Annotated in this window: 16 protein-coding genes and 3 tRNA genes; 12 read left to right on the top strand and 7 right to left on the bottom strand. The window is 63.6% G+C overall.

Features of this window, described 5'->3' with window-relative positions:
- The first annotated feature begins 32 nt into the window (after window positions 1-32).
- The 8 genes from recJ to trhO all read left to right on the top strand — a co-directional run bounded on the left by recJ (window position 33) and on the right by trhO (window position 4,842).
- Complete coding sequence (gene recJ, locus JX001_RS10135) at window positions 33-1,844, top strand: single-stranded-DNA-specific exonuclease RecJ (protein WP_205680977.1); 1,812 nt, start codon at window positions 33-35, stop codon at window positions 1,842-1,844.
- Between the two features lie 79 nt (window positions 1,845-1,923).
- A tRNA-Glu gene (locus JX001_RS10140) sits at window positions 1,924-1,998 on the top strand.
- Between the two features lie 218 nt (window positions 1,999-2,216).
- Window positions 2,217-2,756: a cold-shock protein gene (locus JX001_RS10145; RefSeq protein WP_205680978.1), complete on the top strand. Its 540-nt coding sequence runs from the start codon at window positions 2,217-2,219 to the stop codon at window positions 2,754-2,756.
- 21 nt (window positions 2,757-2,777) lie between these two features.
- Entirely contained in the window at window positions 2,778-3,257 is a 480-nt protein-coding gene (locus tag JX001_RS10150) for a DUF192 domain-containing protein (RefSeq protein ID WP_205680979.1), read from the top strand.
- 45 nt (window positions 3,258-3,302) lie between these two features.
- Window positions 3,303-3,379 (top strand) — tRNA-Pro (locus tag JX001_RS10155).
- Window positions 3,380-3,456: 77 nt separating this feature from the next.
- The gene (locus JX001_RS10160) at window positions 3,457-3,762 is read left to right on the top strand and encodes an ETC complex I subunit (RefSeq protein WP_039245189.1); all 306 of its coding nucleotides are present in this window, start codon (window positions 3,457-3,459) and stop codon (window positions 3,760-3,762) included.
- A gap of 19 nt (window positions 3,763-3,781) precedes the next feature.
- Window positions 3,782-3,858 (top strand) — tRNA-Arg (locus JX001_RS10165).
- Window positions 3,859-3,885: 27 nt separating this feature from the next.
- Window positions 3,886-4,842 carry an oxygen-dependent tRNA uridine(34) hydroxylase TrhO gene (trhO, locus tag JX001_RS10170; protein WP_205680980.1) on the top strand — a complete coding sequence of 319 codons (957 nt, stop codon included), beginning with the start codon at window positions 3,886-3,888 and terminating at the stop codon, window positions 4,840-4,842.
- 7 nt (window positions 4,843-4,849) lie between these two features.
- On the opposite strand, the gene JX001_RS10175 is transcribed toward trhO, so the two are convergent.
- Genes JX001_RS10175 through JX001_RS10185 form a run of 3 tightly spaced genes read right to left on the bottom strand, consistent with a single transcriptional unit; the run spans window position 4,850 to window position 6,848 of the window.
- The gene (locus tag JX001_RS10175; RefSeq protein WP_205680981.1) at window positions 4,850-5,602 is read right to left on the bottom strand and encodes a DUF1295 domain-containing protein; all 753 of its coding nucleotides are present in this window, start codon (window positions 5,600-5,602) and stop codon (window positions 4,850-4,852) included.
- A gap of 50 nt (window positions 5,603-5,652) precedes the next feature.
- Entirely contained in the window at window positions 5,653-6,291 is a 639-nt protein-coding gene (chrR, locus tag JX001_RS10180) for a cadmium/peroxide/UV radiation responsive anti-sigma factor ChrR (RefSeq protein ID WP_205680982.1), read from the bottom strand.
- Window positions 6,288-6,848 carry a sigma-70 family RNA polymerase sigma factor gene (locus JX001_RS10185; protein ID WP_184279085.1) on the bottom strand — a complete coding sequence of 187 codons (561 nt, stop codon included), beginning with the start codon at window positions 6,846-6,848 and terminating at the stop codon, window positions 6,288-6,290. Before JX001_RS10185 ends, chrR begins: the two co-directional genes overlap by 4 nt.
- A gap of 184 nt (window positions 6,849-7,032) precedes the next feature.
- Between JX001_RS10185 and JX001_RS10190 the strand changes: the two genes are divergently transcribed.
- The 3 genes from JX001_RS10190 to JX001_RS10200 all read left to right on the top strand — a co-directional run bounded on the left by JX001_RS10190 (window position 7,033) and on the right by JX001_RS10200 (window position 9,969).
- Entirely contained in the window at window positions 7,033-8,370 is a 1,338-nt protein-coding gene (locus JX001_RS10190; RefSeq protein ID WP_205680983.1) for an NAD(P)/FAD-dependent oxidoreductase, read from the top strand.
- A complete protein-coding gene (locus tag JX001_RS10195) occupies window positions 8,295-9,167 on the top strand; it encodes a DUF1365 domain-containing protein (RefSeq protein ID WP_241004606.1) in 873 nt (290 codons plus the stop codon). Before JX001_RS10190 ends, JX001_RS10195 begins: the two co-directional genes overlap by 76 nt.
- A 577-nt stretch (window positions 9,168-9,744) precedes the next feature.
- A complete protein-coding gene (locus JX001_RS10200; protein ID WP_205680984.1) occupies window positions 9,745-9,969 on the top strand; it encodes a hypothetical protein in 225 nt (74 codons plus the stop codon).
- Between the two features lie 127 nt (window positions 9,970-10,096).
- Here the strand turns inward: JX001_RS10200 and JX001_RS10205 are convergent, their stop codons facing one another.
- From JX001_RS10205 to JX001_RS10215, 3 genes are read right to left on the bottom strand one after another with little or no spacing between them, the layout of a single operon-like run.
- On the bottom strand, window positions 10,097-11,221 hold the full coding sequence (locus JX001_RS10205; protein WP_205680985.1) for an osmoprotectant NAGGN system M42 family peptidase: 1,125 nt from the start codon (window positions 11,219-11,221) through the stop codon (window positions 10,097-10,099).
- Window positions 11,222-11,231: 10 nt separating this feature from the next.
- The gene (gene ngg / locus JX001_RS10210; protein WP_205680986.1) at window positions 11,232-13,001 is read right to left on the bottom strand and encodes an N-acetylglutaminylglutamine synthetase; all 1,770 of its coding nucleotides are present in this window, start codon (window positions 12,999-13,001) and stop codon (window positions 11,232-11,234) included.
- Complete coding sequence (locus tag JX001_RS10215; RefSeq protein ID WP_205680987.1) at window positions 12,991-14,766, bottom strand: N-acetylglutaminylglutamine amidotransferase; 1,776 nt, start codon at window positions 14,764-14,766, stop codon at window positions 12,991-12,993. The genes ngg and JX001_RS10215 overlap by 11 nt, the downstream gene beginning before the upstream one ends.
- A 65-nt stretch (window positions 14,767-14,831) precedes the next feature.
- On the opposite strand from JX001_RS10215, the gene JX001_RS10220 reads away from it, so the two are divergent.
- Window positions 14,832-15,344, top strand: a complete 513-nt coding sequence (locus tag JX001_RS10220; RefSeq protein ID WP_205680988.1) for a MarR family winged helix-turn-helix transcriptional regulator — start codon at window positions 14,832-14,834, stop codon at window positions 15,342-15,344.
- A gap of 85 nt (window positions 15,345-15,429) precedes the next feature.
- Here JX001_RS10220 and JX001_RS10225 read toward each other — a convergent pair whose 3' ends face one another.
- Entirely contained in the window at window positions 15,430-17,205 is a 1,776-nt protein-coding gene (locus JX001_RS10225; RefSeq protein WP_205680989.1) for an SLC13 family permease, read from the bottom strand.
- Window positions 17,206-17,802 lie beyond the last annotated feature (597 nt).

Consider the following 17,802-nt stretch of genomic DNA (forward strand, 5'->3'; position numbering starts at 1 on the left):
CGCGGGATGCAGAATCCCGCGATAACGCGCTGATGGCAGACGACGGCGGCGCAAAGACACTGAACGCATTTCTCGGCGTGTCTCGGTCCCTGTCCGGGCGCGCCTGGCGTCAACGTCCGGCCGACGCCGCCACGACGCGCGCGCACATGCAAACCCTGAACCTGGAAGAACCGCTGGCCCGGGCCCTGGCCTCGCGGGGTGTGCGCTCAGACCAGGGCCAAGATTTCCTTACCCCGACCCTGCGTTCCCTGTTTCCCGACCCGTCCAGCTTTATGGATATGGACGCAGCCGCCGAAGCGATCCTGAACACGCTTCAGGCCAAGGCGAACATTCATGTGTTCGCCGATTACGACGTGGACGGCGCCTCAAGCGCGGCGCTGCTGGTGCGTTGGTTTAGGGCGATGGGCCACGAACTGTCGATCTATGTTCCGGACCGGATGACCGAAGGTTACGGCCCCAGCGCCAAGGCCTTCGATACGTTGAAGGCGTCGGGCGCCGATCTGGTCATCACGGTGGATTGCGGGGCTGCGGCGAACGAAGCCCTGGCCCATGCGGCCGCCATCGCCCTTAACGTCGTCGTTATCGATCACCACCTGATGCGCAGCGAGCCGCCGAGGGCGTTGGCGGTCGTCAACCCAAACCGGCCGGGCTGCACCTCGGGTCAGGGAAATCTGGCGGCGGCAGGCGTCGTGTTCGTCCTTCTGGCGGCGCTGAACCGGGAGGGGCGGCGTCAGGGCCTGTTCGCCGAGAGGCCCGAGCCGGACATTCGTCAATGGCTGGATCTGGCGGCCCTGGGCGCGATCTGCGACGTGACCGGTCTGACCGGCTTCAATCGCGCGCTCATTAGCCTTGGTCTCAAGGTCATGAGCGACTGGCGTAATCCGGGTCTGCGTGCGCTTCTGGCGGCGGCCGGCGCCGAACCGGGACCGGCCAAGAGCAATCATGCCGGTTTCATCCTGGGACCGCGCATCAATGCGGGAGGACGCATCGGTCGCTCCGATCTGGGCGCGCGGCTGCTGTCTACGGACGACCCGGCCGAGGCCGAGGCCCTGGCGATCGAACTCGATGCACTGAATCTCTCGCGGCGCGATGTGGAGCGGGCCGTGACCGACGCGGCCGTTCGTCGGGTCGAGGCGACCGGCGCCCATGCCGACGAAAGCGCGGTCGTCGTGGTCGCAGGCGAGGACTGGCATCCAGGTGTCGTCGGGATCGTCGCCGGCCGGCTTCGCGAACGCTGGCGCAAGCCGGTGATCGTCATCGGCGTCGATCCCGTCACCGGTCTCGGAAAGGGCTCAGGCCGGTCCCAGCCAGGCATGAACTTGGGACGCGCGATCCAGGCGGCCTGGGAGAGCGGGATCCTGCTCGCTGGCGGCGGTCATGCCATGGCGGCGGGCCTGACGATGGAAGGTGCGCGCGTGCCCGAACTGACCGCCTTCTTGAACGAGAGACTCGCTACCGAAAGGGTCGAAGCTGTCGCCCAAGATGTGCTGGAGATCGACGCGCTGATCGACCCGTCGGCGGCGACGCGCGATCTTTTCGAATCGTTCGAGCGTCTGGCCCCATTCGGCCCCGCCAACCCTGAACCCAGCTTCGCCCTGAGCGGCGTTCAGGCCCGCGAACCCGTCGCCATGAACGGCGGTCATGTGCGATGCCGGCTGGTCGGTCCGGATGGCGCTTCGGTCAAGGCCATCGCCTGGCGCTGCGCCGATCTGCCGACGGGCCAGGCCTTGCTGTCCGGGCAGGGCGGGCTGAGCGTCGTGGGCCGGTTGAAGGCTGACGACTGGAATGGCCGCAAGGGCGTGCAGTTCGAGATCGAGGATGTCGCCGATCCTCGAATGATCTGACGACGGCTTCCAAAAAACTGAAAATCCACGCTTGCACGGCCCCGAGGGCGCGGCTATATCGCCGGCTCTCCCGCGCAGCGGTCCCTTCGTCTATCGGTTAGGACGTCAGGTTTTCAACCTGAAAAGAGGGGTTCGACTCCCCTAGGGACTGCCACGCGGGCAGGACATGGTTGAGCCTTTGCGGCTCCCGGCAAGCAGCCTTACCCATATTGCACACAAGACTGGCGGGCATTCGCCAGCGCTTACGATGCGCGTCTCCACTCCCCCAAACGCAAGCTTCCGCATTAACGCGCATTTTCCGCTTTTCAAAATTTCGCGGAACGGTGTTAAATATAAAACGAGTCCGCTGGAGGCGCGGGCGGGGGTGTTTAAGTGTCTGACTTTAGAGAGACGGAAACGGCGCAGACCGTTCGCGTCACTGGGCGCGTGAAGTGGTTCGACGCCGTCAAGGGCTACGGTTTCATCGTCCCTGACGATCCGACCTTGACCGAAACGAGAGACGTTTTGCTGCACATCAGCAGCCTGCGTGACATCGGCCGTGACGCGGCCGAAGAAGGCGCGACCATCACCTGCGACTGCGTCAAGCGCGCCAAGGGTTGGCAGACGATTGAGATCCATGATCTGGGCGAGGGCGAAGCGACGCCTGCCGTGCGTCGACCCGTGACTTCGCCGCCGCCGCGCCCGGTCGCCGAAAGTGACGAACAGCTGGAGACCGCCCTGGTCAAATGGTTCAATCGCACCAAGGGCTACGGATTCGTCGTGCGTGATCGTGAGCCGGGCGATATCTTCGTCCACATCGAAACCCTGCGTCGTTGCGGCCTGGATGATCTGATTCCTGGCGATGCGGTGCGGGTGCGATTCGCCAACGGGCCCAAAGGTCTGGTGGTTGCCGACATTAGAACGGGCGACTGATCGAGCGCCCAGGAGAGGCGTATGATCAAGGCGACGAGACGTTTTGCAATGGCGGGCTTGGTTATGCTCGCTCTCGCCGGATGCGCGGCCAAGGCGCCAGTCGGCCCCAATGGCGAGCCGCTGCAGAAGCTGGCCGTCGTGACCACGTCGGGCGAGCATCAGTTCTGGGTCGAAATCGCCGACGAAGAGCCCGAACGTCAACGCGGACTGATGTTCCGTCCGCCGCTCGAAGCCGACCGCGGCATGCTGTTCCAATGGCCGGGCGAAGCGCCGCGCGAGCAAAGCTTCTGGATGCGCAACACGCCCAGTTCGCTGGACATCCTTTATATCGATCCGCAGGGCCGGATCGTCTCCATTGCCTCGCACGCCACGCCGTTCTCCGAGGCGCCGATCCCTTCCAATGGCGGCGCCAACGGCGTCTTGGAACTGCGGGCAGGGCGGGCGGCCGAAATCAACGCCAAGCCTGGCGACAAAGTTTTACATCCTTATTTCAAGCCTTGATTGCGGATCGCGTCACGAAGTGCCAATAGAGCGCTCCGTTCGGTCCGGGGTGTAGCGCAGCCTGGTAGCGCATCTGGTTTGGGACCAGAGGGTCGGAGGTTCGAATCCTCTCGCCCCGACCAACGGAAGGCCGCTGGATCATATGTCCAGCGCGCGTTATGGCAGGGTCACAGACCCCGCCGTCACTGAGGATTTCGCCATGTTGGCTCGCATCTACCGCCCGGCCAAAACTGCGATGCAGTCGGGCAAGGCCAAGAGCCGCGACTGGCGGCTGGAATTCGAACCCGCGTCGGCGCGCACCATCGATCCGCTGATGGGCTGGACCAGCTCTACCGACATGAACGGCCAGGTACGGCTGAGCTTCGAATCGAAGGAAGAGGCGATCGAATACGCCGAGCGTCACGGCATCGCCTTCCGTCTGCACGAGCCGAACGATCCGCCGGTGATCATCAAGGCCTATGCCGACAATTTCGCCACAAACCGCAAGCAGTCCTGGACGCACTGACGCCTGACTTCTTGCCAGGGCGCCCATAGCTCAACCGGATAGAGCACCCGCCTTCTAAGCGGGATGTTGCAGGTTCGAGTCCTGCTGGGCGCGCCATCTTTGGCGCCTTCAAGGGGCTGATCCATGACCGACCATCAGACCTCGTCCAGTCAAGCCGTCCGTGTCGCTGCACTCTACCGGTTCGCGCCGGTGGCCGACCCCGAAGCCGTACGCAAGACGCTTCAAACGGTCTGCGACGCTGGGCAGGTGAGGGGAACCCTGCTCGTCGCGCCGGAAGGTCTGAATGGCACCATCGCAGGATCGGAGACGGCAATCGCAGCGGTGCTCGCCATAATCCATGCCATGCCAGGCTTCGAGACGCTGGAGCTCAAATACGCCTGGACAGACGCCCTGCCTTTCAACCGGATGAAGGTGCGCGTCAAACGCGAGATCGTCACCATGGGGCAGCCGGATCTGGACCCTGCGAATCAGGCGGGCGTCTACGTTGCGCCTACGGACTGGAACGCCCTGATCGCCGATCCCGAGACCTTGGTGATCGATACGCGCAACGACTATGAGGGCGAGATCGGCGCGTTCGAACGGGCCGTCCAACCCAATACCCGCAGCTTTCGCGATTTTCCCGACTGGTTCCGAAACGAAGGTCGCGCCCTGATTGCCCAGACCGGCGCCAAGCGCGTGGCCATGTACTGCACCGGGGGCATTCGCTGTGAGAAATCGACGGCCTTCCTGAAGGCTGAGGGTGTGGAGAACGTCCACCATCTTGAAGGCGGCATCCTTCGTTATCTTGAGACGGTGGATGAGGATCAGAGCCTATGGCGTGGAGCGTGCTTTGTCTTTGACGAACGCGTGTCGGTCGGGCACGGCCTGAGCCAAGGTCCTCATACCTTGTGCCGGGGATGTCGTCTGCCGGTGGATGAGGCCGGGCGTGATTCGCCGCACTATGTCGAAGGCGTAAGCTGCGAGCGCTGTCACAACGCCCGCGACGAGATTCAGCGGCAGCGATATGCCGAGCGTCACAGGCAGATGGAGATGGCCCGAGAGCGCGGCGAAACGCATCTGGGATCAGCTCAGAAAGACTGAGGTCGCCTCATCGCCGGGGCGGGCGAGGGAAGAAGGCGTTGGTGCGGGCGGCATAGGCCTCGAACGCCTTGGGTCTTGATTGTCGCATATGCTCTTCCAGCAAGGGCACGCCGGACACCTGGGTCAGAAGCCAGTACATATAGGCCGGCCCGGTCAGCGCCAGCCAACCCCAGGGCCATTCACCGCTCAGATTGATGGCGAACACCGGCCAGGCGCACCAACTCACCCATTCGAAGAAATAGTTGGGGTGGCGTGACCAGGCCCACATACCGACATCGCAGACGCCACCCTTGTTGCCCGGATCGCGTTTGAAGGCCGCCAGCTGGCGATCGGAAACGGCTTCTCCAACCAAGGCCCCGACAAAGATCAGTGTCGCCACGGCATCCTGAAGCGTCAGGCCCGGCGCCGGGTTGCGCGCCGCCGCCGTCACGCTGAGCGCCAGGAAGGCGGCGGCTCCAGCTTGCAGCATCAGGAAGCCGAACATCTTGACCTGAAAGCCGGCGCCCCAGTCCTCTCGCAGACGTGCGTAGCGAGCATCTTCGCGCTCCTCGTGGGCGGCGCGAACAGCGATGTGGGATCCTAGCCGCAATCCCCAAAGGCCAATCAGCAGGGCTGCGAGATACTGGCGCAATGGCGGAGCGGCGCCGTCGATCGGAAACAGCGCGACGCCGACACCGGCCGCTCCCAGTCCGAGCGACCAGAAGGCGTCCGCCCAACCGCCCTGGCCCGTTCGTTTCTGGACCAGCCATGCTGTAGACATGACGACGACGAGAAACAGGGCGGCGGCACCCCAAACGGTCGCGAGAGCAATCACAGGCGAACAAAGGGCTGGATCAGCTTGCCCACCCACCCATCCAGCTGAATCTGACCGTCAAGCGCGACGACGCACAGGCACGGCTCGTCCGACACGACACGGGGTTGGTGCAGCACATCCGGGTCCGCCTCTTCGAAATCGCCCACGTCGAAACGCTCGGTTTCGGTCGCGTAGGCGCCGGAGATGACGCAGGTCAGCTCGAGGCCGCCATGCGTGTGTTTTGGCGTCTCACGACCCGATTCGATCTTCAGAAGAATGACGCGGCAATCGCCATCCCGCGGCGCATGGACGTCGCGCACACGCATGCCGGGCCCGACCCAGCGCCATGGACCCAACGCATAGCGTCGCAGCGGCTCGGGGAGCTCGGGCATGTCGTTCAACGGCGCGCTATGTCTGGCTTTGCCGGCATCCGTCTCGATCCGCGCCATCGCCAAGGCGAGCGCATCATTCGACAAGGGGGAGGGGGGCGTCTCGTTCAGGAACTCGCCGCCGACGGACTGCAGGTCGCGCACCCAGGCGTCATTGGCCGGCCGCATCGCCAGATGCGCCGCCATCACCACCGCCTCCGGCGGGCTGAGCGTGCCGGCCGCATAGGCCAGCAAACGTTCCTCGGAGGGATTGCGCTGAGGTTTCATCGCGCAGCCTCCTCAGACGGCGCGAGGATCAGACGAAGCTTGGTCATGGCGTTACGAATACGGGATTTGACGGTGCCGAGCGGCAGGCCGAGATGTTTGGCGATCTCGGAATGAGAGTTGTCCATGAAGAAGGCCAAACGCAGGACCTCGACATGATCGGCGCTGAGCCGCGCCAGAGCGTCGCGCACGCGGTCCGCGTCTTGCGACATTGACAGCAGTTCATCAGGCCGGCGGACGTCGTCCCCCGCCAGCTCGATTTCGGGCGTTGGCAAGGGCCGCGCATCACGGCGCAGCATGTCAAGCCGACGGTTGCGAGCGATGGTGAAAATCCACGTGGCGGCGCGCGCCTTGGACGAATCAAACAGGTCGGCCTTGCGCCACACGGTCAGCATGGCGTCCTGCGCGAAGTCCTCCGCCGCTCCGGGCGTCGCGCCCGACTTGATCAGCCAGGCCTTCAGCCGCGGTGCGAAATAGGCGAAGAGCGCAGCGAAGGCGTCACGATCGCGCCTCAGGGCGATCTGTTCGATCAGCCGATCGTGCAGCAGCGGATCAGGCAAGCTGCCGAGCGCCTTCACGCGGTTGGACCGACATGACGTTGATGCGAAGGATAACGGCTCGGCATGCATGAACACTAGTACGCTCAGCGGAAATGTCTGGATCAATCGCGATCCGAACATGACGGCGACCCGTAATCCGTTCATGCCCTAGCGATTGCGCGGCGGCGTATCTTTCGGAGTTTTCATGCCCCTGTCGTCCGCGACGCCCTCTGCCGAACGTCAAAAGATCGCTGTGGTCGGATCTGGCGTCGCCGCCCTGTCTTCGGCCTGGCTTCTGTCGAAACGTCATGACGTGACGCTTTACGAAAAGGGCGACCGCTTGGGCGGGCATTCCAATACGGTGATGGCCAGCGTGCCTTCCGGCGACATCGCGGTCGACACCGGCTTCATCTGCTTCAATGACGCGACCTACCCCAATCTGATCGCCCTGTTCGAGCATTTGGGGATCGCGACACGTGCGACAGATATGTCGTTTGCTGTCTCGCTGGATGACGGACAGTTCGAATATGCCGCGCCAGGCTTGTTTGCTCAGCGTCGCAATGCCTTGCGTCCTCGCTTCTGGTCGATGCTGAGCGAAATCCTGCGCTTTTATCGCGACGCGCCAAAGGATTTGGCTGCGATGTCCGATTCCTCGCTGACGCTTGGCGACTATCTGAAGCGGGAGGGGTTCAGCGAGGCGTTCCGCGACGATCACCTGTTGCCGATGGCCGCCGCGATCTGGTCATCGCCGGCGCACACGCTGATGGACTATCCGGCCGAGTCCTTCATCCGTTTCTGCGGCAATCACGGCTTGCTGAAACTTGTGGGGCGCCCGCTGTGGCGCACCGTCGAGGGTGGCAGCCGCGTCTATGTCGAACATCTCGCCCGCGCGATCCAGGACATTCGTTTGGACCAGGGCGTCACTTCCGTGCGGCGTAGCGACCAGGGCGTCTTCGTTCACGACAGCCAAGGCGGCGTCGAGCGCTACGACCAGGTTGTGATCGGGGCCCATGCCGACCAGGCTCTGGCGATGCTGGCCGAACCGACGGCGCGCGAGAAGGCGCTGCTCGGCGCTTTCCGGTACAGCCGAAATCTGACCGTCCTGCATACCGACGCCGGGCTGATGCCGCATCGCCGTCGCGCCTGGGCCAGCTGGAACTATATCGGCGCGGATGACGGCCTCTGCGTCACCTATTGGATGAACCGACTGCAAGGTCTGCCGGGCGACGACCTGTTCGTCACGCTTAATCCGCCGCGTCCGCCGCGCGCCGACACGATTTTGCGTAGCGAACTGTACGAGCACCCCATCTTCGATCCCGCCGCCATACAGGCTCAAAAGCATTTGTGGAGCCTGCAAGGGCAGGGTGGCGTCTGGTTCTGCGGGGCCCACTTCGGCGCGGGATTCCACGAGGACGGCTTGCAATCGGGGCTTGCGGTCGCGGAGCAGCTTGGCAGCGTGCGTCGCCCTTGGTCCGTCGCAAACGAAAGCGGGCGCATTCATTTGACGACACCTATGGGCGCGCAGCTGGAACGTGCCGCGTGACACTCAGCTCGGCCCTTTATCGCGGCCGGGTCATGCACCGACGCCTTCGCCCTAAGATCCATAAGCTGAACTATCGCGTCTTCTGGCTCCTGCTCAACCTTTCGGAAATCGATGACGTGACTGCGCGCCTGCGACTGTTTTCGCGCAATCATTTCAATCTGTTGTCCTTCCACGACAAGGATTACGGAGACGGTTCACGTCCGCTGCGTCCTCAGGTGGACGCGTGGATGGCTCAAGCCGGCATCGATCTTGAGGGCGGAGCTGTCCGACTATTAACCATGCCGCGCGTTCTTGGCTTCGTATTCAACCCCATCAGCATCTACTACTGCCATTCGCCGGACGGACGGTTGGCCGCCATGGTGTACGAGGTGACCAGCACCTTCGGCATCCGCCACGCCTATGTCATTCCGATCCCGATCGAAGATCAGGCCGCAGGCGTCATTCGTCAGGGCGCGGCTAAGGCGCTCTATGTGTCGCCATTCATGGGCATGGAGATGGATTACCGTTTCCGTGGCCATACGCCGGGCGATCGCCTGGACATGACCATCGATGGGCTAGATGCCGAAGGCTTGCTGATCACGGCCGCCATGGCGGCGAAGCGGGAACGGTTGGAAGATCGCAACATCGCCGCCGCGACGGCTGCGATTCCCTTGATGACGTTCAAGGTGGTGGCGGCGATCCATTGGGAAGCCCTGAAGCTTTGGCTGAAAGGCGTGGGTCTGACACGACAGCCCGAACCGGCTGAAGCGGCAGTGACCATTCAAAGCCAAGCTCAAGAGAGCCGTCTGCGGCGCTGAACAACGACATCGCGTTATCGCCTAAGATATATTATGCGAAGGCCGCCCAAGTTCGAAAGTGTTGCTGTCAGTTTTCCCTAATCGCCGGATTCTCCCGCTGACGCGGCTTTCGTTCTCCAATGTCTGGACTCAGGTGCCTGAATCCCTGGACTCGAACTCCGGTCATGACATGCCGTTCCACTATGCTGGCGCATACTTCGCCCCTCGTCATAGCAAGGTCTGGGATGAGACCTTTGAGCGGAGCCTGACCGCTCTTCGGGCTGGATTTAGTTAATGACTGAGCAACTGGCCCTTTTAGAGAGCGCGCCCCCTCCTCCGCAGCTGCCGCCCCTTCCTAGGATTGGCGGGATGAAGGCTTGGAGAGTACTTCGCTGAATACAGCGGGGCCCTTCAAGACTTGAAGGAACTAGGCGCGCTTCCAGAAGCCGAGATCGTCCGGATTGCACCCATTGAAGAGCCGGATTCCAATCGTTAGCGATTGTAGTCTTGCTTTGGCTAGCGCTGGCCATGGCCGCGAAAATCTCTCTTCGCGCTCCCATCATCCCCCAATCGTCCCCCCGAAATTGAAAGGTTGCGCATGCGTTTGGCCCCTCATCAACAAGCGATATGGATCACCATGTGGGCGCGAAACTTCAGCTATACGGGCGTGGCCTTCGTAATGATCGGGGTCTTGGCCCTGATGGGAGCCCGCTTTATGGATCATCAGGTCGTGATCGGTTTCATGGTGGGTGCCGTGCTGGTATACGTGGGTGATCGGATCATTCGGTACATCCCGGATCCTGATCAGCCGGTGGACAAGTAAGGGATCCGCCGGCGGTCCAAGCGCTGGGCTACGATGCGCCAGGAGCGGACATTTCGAACGCTGCCTCAAGCCGACATTCCTTACGTGAGTTTCGGTAGGCTGCGCGAATGTGCGACCGCTTGACGCGCTAATCCACCTCTTCGCCGACAGGCTGGTGCGTGAAGCCCTTTGCCCCGCTCAGCGATTTGGCATCTCGGCTGATTTCGACGTCGCTTTCGGCATAGGCGATCAGCAGGCGAGACAGGTTTTCCAGCGCGCTTTCGTGAATGCGTTCATAGCCGTGGCTGGCGTCGATGCCGAAGGTGACCAAGGCCGTCCGGATGTCGGCGCCGGCTTCCAGGGCCGAGGCCGAGTCCGAGCGATAGTATCGGAAGACGTCCTTCTGGTGCGGGATGTCGTGGTCGCGGGCCAGTTGAACCAGTTTGCGTGACAGGTGCCAGTCGAAGGGTCCTGTCTGGTCGGCCATGGCGATGGTGACGCCGAACTCCGAAGAGTTCTGACCCGGTGCGGTCGTGCCATTGTCGACCGTCACCATGGCGGCGACATCCGGAATCAGCACCGACGAGGCTCCCAGCCCGACCTCCTCGGCGATCGTGAACAGCCACCAGGTATCGACCGTCGGCGTGCGATCTTCGCGGATCATGCATTCCAGCGCGGCCAAAAGGGTGGCGACGCCCGCCTTGTCGTCCAGATGGCGCGAGACGACGAAGCCGGTATCGATGAACTCGGGCTGCGGATCGATGGCGACGATGTCGCCGACATCCACGCCCAGGGCCAGGGTGTCTTCGCGGCCGTGGGTCACGGCGTCGATGCGCAGTTCGACCTGGGCCCAGTTCACCGGCTGGGTGTCGACCTCTTCGTTGAAAGTATGGCCCGACGCCTTCAACGGCAGGATGGTGCCGCGATAGGCGCCGCCCTCGGAGAAGATCGTCGCCCGCGCGCCCTCGGCAAAACGCGACGACCAGTGACCGATCGCGACCAACTCCAGCCGGCCGTTCGCCTTCACCTGTTTGACCTGCGCGCCCAGGGTGTCGACGTGGGCGACGATGGCGCGCGCCGGTTTTGGCGTCCGGCCCGGCAAGCGTGCGCGAAGGGCGCCGCGGCGGGTCATCTCATAGTCGAGGCCCAGCCGCTCGAGTTCTCGGCACAAGAGCCAGACCGCCTCGTCCGTGTAGCCGGTCGGGCTGGGCGTGTTCAGCAGGTCGGCCAAACGGGCCTTCAGGTAGTCGAGGTCTATCGCGGGGCGGGCCAAGGGGCCTCCTTCAGGCTTCGGATCGCGGAAATGTCCGTGCAGCGGCCGGCGCGGACAGTGGAAAGAGCAGGTCCACGAAACGCTCGGCAGTCGGTTGGGGTTCGTGGTTGGCCAGGCCGGGGCGCTCGTTCGCCTCGATGAAGGCGTAGTCGGGTTCGCGCGGCGACTTCACCATCAGGTCGATGCCGGTGACCGGAATGTCGATGGCGCGCGCGGCGGCGATGGCGGCGCGGATCAGCGCGGGATGCACCTCTTCCGTCACGTCATGGATGGTGCCGCCCAGATGCAGGTTGGCGGCCTTGCGAACCAGGATCTCCTCACCGTCCGGCGCCACGTCGTCCAGGCGATAACCGGCCTCGGCCAGGGTGCGCTCGGTCTCGGCGTCGATGGGGATGGTCGATTCCCCACCGGTGGCGGCGGCGCGACGACGGCTTTGGTGTTCGATAAGGGCGCGCAAGGTCGAGCGCCCGTCGCCGACGACGCGCGGCGGACGACGCAGGGCGCAGGCGACGACTTTGTAGTCGATCACCACCAGCCGGAGGTCTTCGCCCTGAATCTGTTCCTCGACCAAAACCTCGGAACAGATGCGGCGCGCCCGGACCAGAGCCGTCTGGACCTCGCTCATCGTCGTCAGGCCGACCGCGACGCCTTGCCCCTGCTCGCCCCGCGCCGGTTTGACGACCAGGGCGCCAAACTTGCTCAGCGCCGCATCGATGGCCGACGGGCTTTCGGGATCGATCCTCTCGGGAACGCGCACGCCGGCCGCCTCGACGATGCGTCGCGTCATCCGCTTGTCGTCGCAGATGCTGAGCGCGACGGCCGAGGCCAATTCCGACAGACTTTCGCGACATCTGACCGACCGGCCGCCCCAGTTCAGGCGAAACAGCCCGCCCTCACCGTCGATGATCTCGGTGTGGATGCCGCGACGACGCGCCTCGTCGACGATGATCCGGGCATAGGGGTTCAGGTCGTGGTCGTCGGTCGGGCCAACGAACAGGGCCTCGTTGATTGGGTTCTTGCGCTTGACCCCGAAGAAGGAGACGCGACGGAAACCCAGCTTTTCGTACAGGGCGATGGCCTGGTCGTTGTCGTGCATGACCGACAGGTCCATGTGCGCCAGGCCTTGGGTCTTGAAATGTTCGGCCAGACGCCGAACCAGGGCCTCGCCGACGCCCGGCTGGGTCGCCTGGGGATCGACCGCCAGGCACCACAGCGAAGAGCCGCATTCCGGATCCTGAAAGGCGCGGGCGTGGTTGACGCCCGTCACGGTGCCGATCACAGCCCCCGTCACAGTGTCCTCGGCCACGAAATAGGTCAGGGTCCGGTCGTCCCGATGCGACCAGAAGAAGTCAGGCGGGACCGGCACCATCTTGCGCTTGGCGTAGATGTCGTTGACCGCCTGCGCATCCGTTTCCGACGTCAGACGGCGCACGGTGAAGCCTCGGGGCTGACGTCGGCTGGTGCGATAGGTCGCCAGTTCCAGCCGATAGGTGTGCGACGGATCCAGGAACAACTCCTGCGGCGCCGAGGCGAGCAGGACGTGCGGATTGCGAACATAGAAGGCGATGTCGCGCCGGTCCGGCCCCTCGGCGCGCAGGGCCTCGACCAACGGCTCGGCCGTCTCGAAGGTCTGGGCGAACAGCAGTCGGCCCCAGCCGCAATCCAGCACGGCATCTGGGGTCGGTCCGTCGCCCGACTGCACCGGGGGCTTCAGGCCCTCGTGCCGCAGACGTTTCAGCCGATGCGCCTTTGATCGCTCGGGGCGGATATCAGACGCCATGCTGCTGCATCCACATTTCCAGGACTGCGACCTGCCAGAGCTCGGAGCCGCGAAGGGGCGTGATGTGCTCGGTGGGATTGGCGAACAGGGTGTCCAGATAGCCACGGTCGAACAGCCCGCGGTCGCGCGCCGCCTGGTTGGTCAGGGCCTCGCGCACCATCTCCAGATATGGACCCTGGATGTATTTCAGCGCGGGCACGGGGAAATAGCCCTTCTTGCGATCGATGACCTTGGAGGGGATCACCAGACGCGCCGCCTCTTTCAGCACGCCCTTGCCGCCTTGCGCCAGCTTGTGCTCGGGCGGGATGCGGCCTGCCAGTTCGACCAGTTCGTGGTCGAGGAAGGGCACGCGCGCCTCCAGACCCCAGGCCATGGTCATGTTGTCGACCCGCTTCACCGGGTCGTCGACCAGCATCACCTGGCTGTCCAGACGCAGGGCTTGGTCGACCGGCGTCGCCGCGCGGCCTTGCGCGAAATGGGCCTCGACCAGGGCGCGGCTGACGTCGGTGTCGGCCATATAGGCGCCGTTCAGCTGGGTCTTCAGCGTGGCATGGCTGCGGTCGAAGAAGGCCTTGGCGTAGGTTTCGACCGGATCGGTCGCGCCCAGCATCGGCGGATACCAGTGATATCCGGCGAACACCTCGTCGGCGCCCTGGCCGGACTGCACCACCTTGATATCTTTCGAGACTTCTTGGCTCAGCAGGTAGAAGCCGACGTTGTCGTAAGAGACCATCGGTTCCGACATGGCGCCGATGGTGCCCGGCAGGGCCTCCATCAGCCGCTGGTGAGGCACGAAGATCTGGTGATGCTTGGTCCCGTAATGTTTGGCGATCAGGTCGGAATAGACGAACTCGTCACCCTTCTCGCCATTGGCCTCTTCGAAACCGACCGAGAAGGTCATCAGGTCCTTTTGACCCAGTTCGGCCAGCAGACCGACGATCAGACTGGAGTCCACTCCGCCCGACAGCAGTACGCCCACCGGCACGTCGGCGACCATGCGGCGCTTCACGGCTTCGCGCAGACTGTCCAGGACCCGGTCGCGCCAATCCTCGGCCGTCAGGACCGCGTCCTCAGCATGGCGGGTCATGTCGGGCTGCCAGTAGAGCCGGTCCTTGGCCCGCCCATCCGCCTCGATCACGCGGATGGTGGCCGGCGGGAACTTCTTGACGCCCGTCAGGATGGTGTGCGGCGGCGGCACCACCGCATGGAAGGTCATGTAGTGGTGCAGGCCGACGGGATCGATGGTCTTGTCCACGTCGCCCGCCGCCAGCAGGGCCGGCAGGGTCGAGGCGAAGCGCAGACGCTTGCTCTGTTCGGCCAAATACAGCGGCTTGATGCCGAAGCGGTCGCGGGCGATCACGGTGCGGCCGGTGTCGCGCTCATGCAGCACGAAGGCGAACATGCCCTTGAACCGCTCGACGCAGGCTTCCCCCCACGCCTTCCAGGCCTTGATGATGACCTCGGTGTCGCCGTGCGAGAAGAAGCGGAACCCCATCCCCTGCAGCTCTTCGCGCAGTTCGGGATAGTTGTAGATGCAGCCGTTGAACGCCAGGGTCACGCCCAGGTCGGGGTCCACCATCGGCTGCTGAGCTTTCTCACTCAGGTCGATGATCTTTAATCGGCGGTGACCCAGCCCCACCGAGCCGCGCATAACAATGCCGGAGCCATCCGGTCCACGGGGCGAGAGCGCATCGGTCATGCGTTGAACGGCGCCGGCATCGGCCGGTCGTCCGTCGAAATTGATCTCGCCGCTAAGACCGCACATGGGTCCTCCTTGAATTGTGGAAGCAGCGGGTACAAATGGTTAGGGCACGAAAGAGTTCAACCCGAATGGCCGATATTTCCCTTGAGCCAAGCCCTGAAGCGGCGGTTGACGCCACCGCATCCCTTGTCCGATCGGTCCGTCGCATCGCCCAGGCGATCGATGTTCGGTCTCGAGAGGTTTCACGACTGACCGGTCTGACGCTGCCGCAGCTCCTTGTGCTGCAATCCATCCGCGCATTGGGTGAAGTCAGCACCAGCGCGATATCGCGGGACGTTTCCATGTCGGCGCCGACCGTCGTCGCCGTGCTGGACAAGCTCGAAGCCAAGGGCATGGCCGCCCGCTATCGCTCCACCGTGGATCGCCGCGTCGTCCATGTGCGTTTGACCGACGCGGGGCGGCAGGCATTGCAGACGTCCCCGGGCCTGCTTGGCGACGGCTTTCTCGCCGCCTTGGCTGAACTTCCACACAGCGAACGACTGGCGATGGCTGAAGCTGTCGAACGCCTCGCAGTTTTGATGCAGCCTCGCGACACTTCGGCCTCTTCGAAGCCGCGCTATGAGGCTGGCAGGCCCTCATGAGCGGCTCGGGATATCGAGCCGGCGAACAGCCGGAAGCTATAATCCTGACCTATCTGTTCAACGCTATCTCATGGCCTCGAGCCAATCAAAGAGGCCAAAACAGCAAGATGAGCGAGGGCCCCGTGACCAGAACGAGCGCGCTCAAAGGCGCGCCCAGTCTGGGATAATCAGAAAACTTATAGCCGCCAGGTCCCATAACCAGCGTGTTGCACTGGTGACCGATGGGCGTCAGGAAGTCGCACGCGGCGCCCACCGCGACCGCCATCAGGAACGGGTCTGGATTGTAGCCAAGCTGCTTGGCCAGCGTCGCACCGATCGGGGCGACGATCAGAACGGTCGCCGCATTGTTCAGGAAGGGCGTAACCGCCATTGAGGCGAGCATCACTCCGGTGATCGCGACAACGCCCGGCAAGCCTGTGAACACGTGGCGAAGCAGTCCCGCGATCAGGTCGGACCCTCCCGTGGATTGGATCGCGTCCGAGACGGGAATGAGGGCTGCGATCAGAACAAGCAGGGGTCCATCGAGGGCGGCATAGGCCTCACGCATCTTCAGGCCGCCCAATGCGACGATGACGACGGCGGCGCCGAAGAAGGCGACGGCGACTGGAACCAAGCCAAGGCCAACGAGGGTCATGGCGCACGCAAGAACAACAGCCGGCATGAACCGCCTGCGCACGCTTCCGAGTTGAACCTGACGCTCCGCCAGTGGCAGTAAATCCAGCGCCCTCAGCGCGACCGGCAGCGCCTGTTCGGCGCCTTGGAGCAGGATGATATCGCCGGGCGCCAGTTTTGCCGTCCGCAGATGCTGGGTGAGTTGAAAGCCGCTTCGCGACACGCCCAGCAGATTGATCCCGTGCTGGCCGTATAGATCCGAGCTTCGAACAGACTGCCCTTGTAGCGGGGAGTTTCGGCCTATGACCGCCTCTACGATCGCAATCTCCTCCGATGCGGTCGCTATGGGAACCGGGCGGTCATCGCGGATGAGATTCATCTGAGCCCGACTGACGAAGCCCTCCAGCGCCTGCTGCTCGCCCTCGATCAGCAGCGCGTCACCCGCTTTGACGACGACATTGCCTCTGGGACTCAGCCGCCGTTTCCCTGAACGGATCAGCGCCATGATCTTGACCTCGCCGTCGCCGAGGGCGCCGAGAGCGGACACGGTCATAGATCCCGGAGCCCAGCCTTCAGGCGCCCTGACTTCCGTGGCATAGGCATTGGCGGCCAAGGCCGCGCTCATCGACGTTGCGCCCTGTCGATCGCGGGGCAACAGGCGATAGCCGAACGCCAAAAACGCCAAGGCGATCAGTGTGAGCGCTAAGCCCACTGGTGCGTAGTCAAACATGGCGAAGGGTTCGCCAACGATGCCTTGGCGCACTTCGGCGACGATGATGTTCGGAGCGGTCCCGACCAGGGTGACCATGCCGCCCGCCATGGCGCCGAAAGCCATCGGCATCAGGAGCCGTGAGGGAGACGACTTCGTCTGGCGCGCCACCTGAAGCGCCACCGGCATCATGATCGCCAGTGCGCCGACATTCTTCGTCGCCATGGAAAGCAACGTCACAGCGCCGGTCAGAACCGGGACCTGAGAGCGCTCAGTCTTTAGCAGCGGTATCACCCGCCGCATCGCGAGTTCAATGACCCCCGATCGGGCGAACGCCGCCGACACGATCAGCGCGCAAGCGATGATGACTGTGACGTCGTTCTTGAAACCGTCAAACGCAGCCTCGGCGGGGATGATGCCGATCACCAATCCCGCAACCAGCGCCACGACCGCGACCAGGTCATACCGAAACCGACCCCAGATGAAGGCGCCGATTGTCAGCCCGACAAGGCCGAAGGCCAGTCCCTGTTGAAGCGTCACTCGCCTAGCGCCCTTGCATTATGAGCAGAGAGCGTAGGCTCAATGTTGATAGGCAGCCAGCTCTTCGTAATGGCGAACGATGGACCATAGCGAGCCGTAATCTTCCCCTCGCCTGCCGTCAGGCTGAGGTCGAAACGATACTCGGGCGCCGGGAAGGCCGACATCTAAGCTCGCCAACGTCGTACATTTTCGCGCATGGTGCATGGCACTGTCATTAGTCGTGTTGGCGGCAGCGCGCCATGTATAGGGCCCTGTCGCCATCGGTGTCCTTGGTCTGGTCGTGCACAAGCATGACGGACGTTGGGACGGGAGATAAAGAGCGTGGGCCTTGGCTTGTCTTGTACAAGGCGATGATCACGCTGGGGCGCACATGGACCATTTGCGCCCGTAGGGATTGGATCCATCAACGCACCCTCAGGCTGACGTAACTGTCATCCAGCAACTACGGCAACACCTCAGGCGCCGGGTGTCACTGAACTCCAGCGAGCGACGGTTTTCCCAAGCCGGCGGCGCTGATCCGCCGCAGTGAGGCATCAGGATCGACGTCGTCCAATCCCCCGGCGTAAGACCAATCCCGATCGTCTTCTGATAAGGCGC

The sequence above is a fragment of the Brevundimonas fontaquae genome (assembly GCF_017086445.1).
GTDB classification, from domain to species: domain Bacteria; phylum Pseudomonadota; class Alphaproteobacteria; order Caulobacterales; family Caulobacteraceae; genus Brevundimonas; species Brevundimonas fontaquae.

What these genes read in the sequence shown, in the direction of transcription:
- recJ (WP_205680977.1), top strand. Translation starts at nt 33, where the DNA reads ATGGCAGACGACGGCGGCGCAAAGACACTGAACGCATTTCTCGGCGTG.
- JX001_RS10150 (WP_205680979.1), top strand. Translation starts at nt 2,778, where the DNA reads ATGATCAAGGCGACGAGACGTTTTGCAATGGCGGGCTTGGTTATGCTC.
- JX001_RS10160 (WP_039245189.1), top strand. Translation starts at nt 3,457, where the DNA reads ATGTTGGCTCGCATCTACCGCCCGGCCAAAACTGCGATGCAGTCGGGC.
- trhO (WP_205680980.1), top strand. Translation starts at nt 3,886, where the DNA reads ATGACCGACCATCAGACCTCGTCCAGTCAAGCCGTCCGTGTCGCTGCA.
- JX001_RS10175 (WP_205680981.1), bottom strand. Translation starts at nt 5,602, where the DNA reads ATGTCTACAGCATGGCTGGTCCAGAAACGAACGGGCCAGGGCGGTTGG.
- chrR (WP_205680982.1), bottom strand. Translation starts at nt 6,291, where the DNA reads ATGAAACCTCAGCGCAATCCCTCCGAGGAACGTTTGCTGGCCTATGCG.
- JX001_RS10190 (WP_205680983.1), top strand. Translation starts at nt 7,033, where the DNA reads ATGCCCCTGTCGTCCGCGACGCCCTCTGCCGAACGTCAAAAGATCGCT.
- JX001_RS10200 (WP_205680984.1), top strand. Translation starts at nt 9,745, where the DNA reads ATGCGTTTGGCCCCTCATCAACAAGCGATATGGATCACCATGTGGGCG.
- ngg (WP_205680986.1), bottom strand. Translation starts at nt 13,001, where the DNA reads ATGGCGTCTGATATCCGCCCCGAGCGATCAAAGGCGCATCGGCTGAAA.
- JX001_RS10215 (WP_205680987.1), bottom strand. Translation starts at nt 14,766, where the DNA reads ATGTGCGGTCTTAGCGGCGAGATCAATTTCGACGGACGACCGGCCGAT.
- JX001_RS10220 (WP_205680988.1), top strand. Translation starts at nt 14,832, where the DNA reads ATGGCCGATATTTCCCTTGAGCCAAGCCCTGAAGCGGCGGTTGACGCC.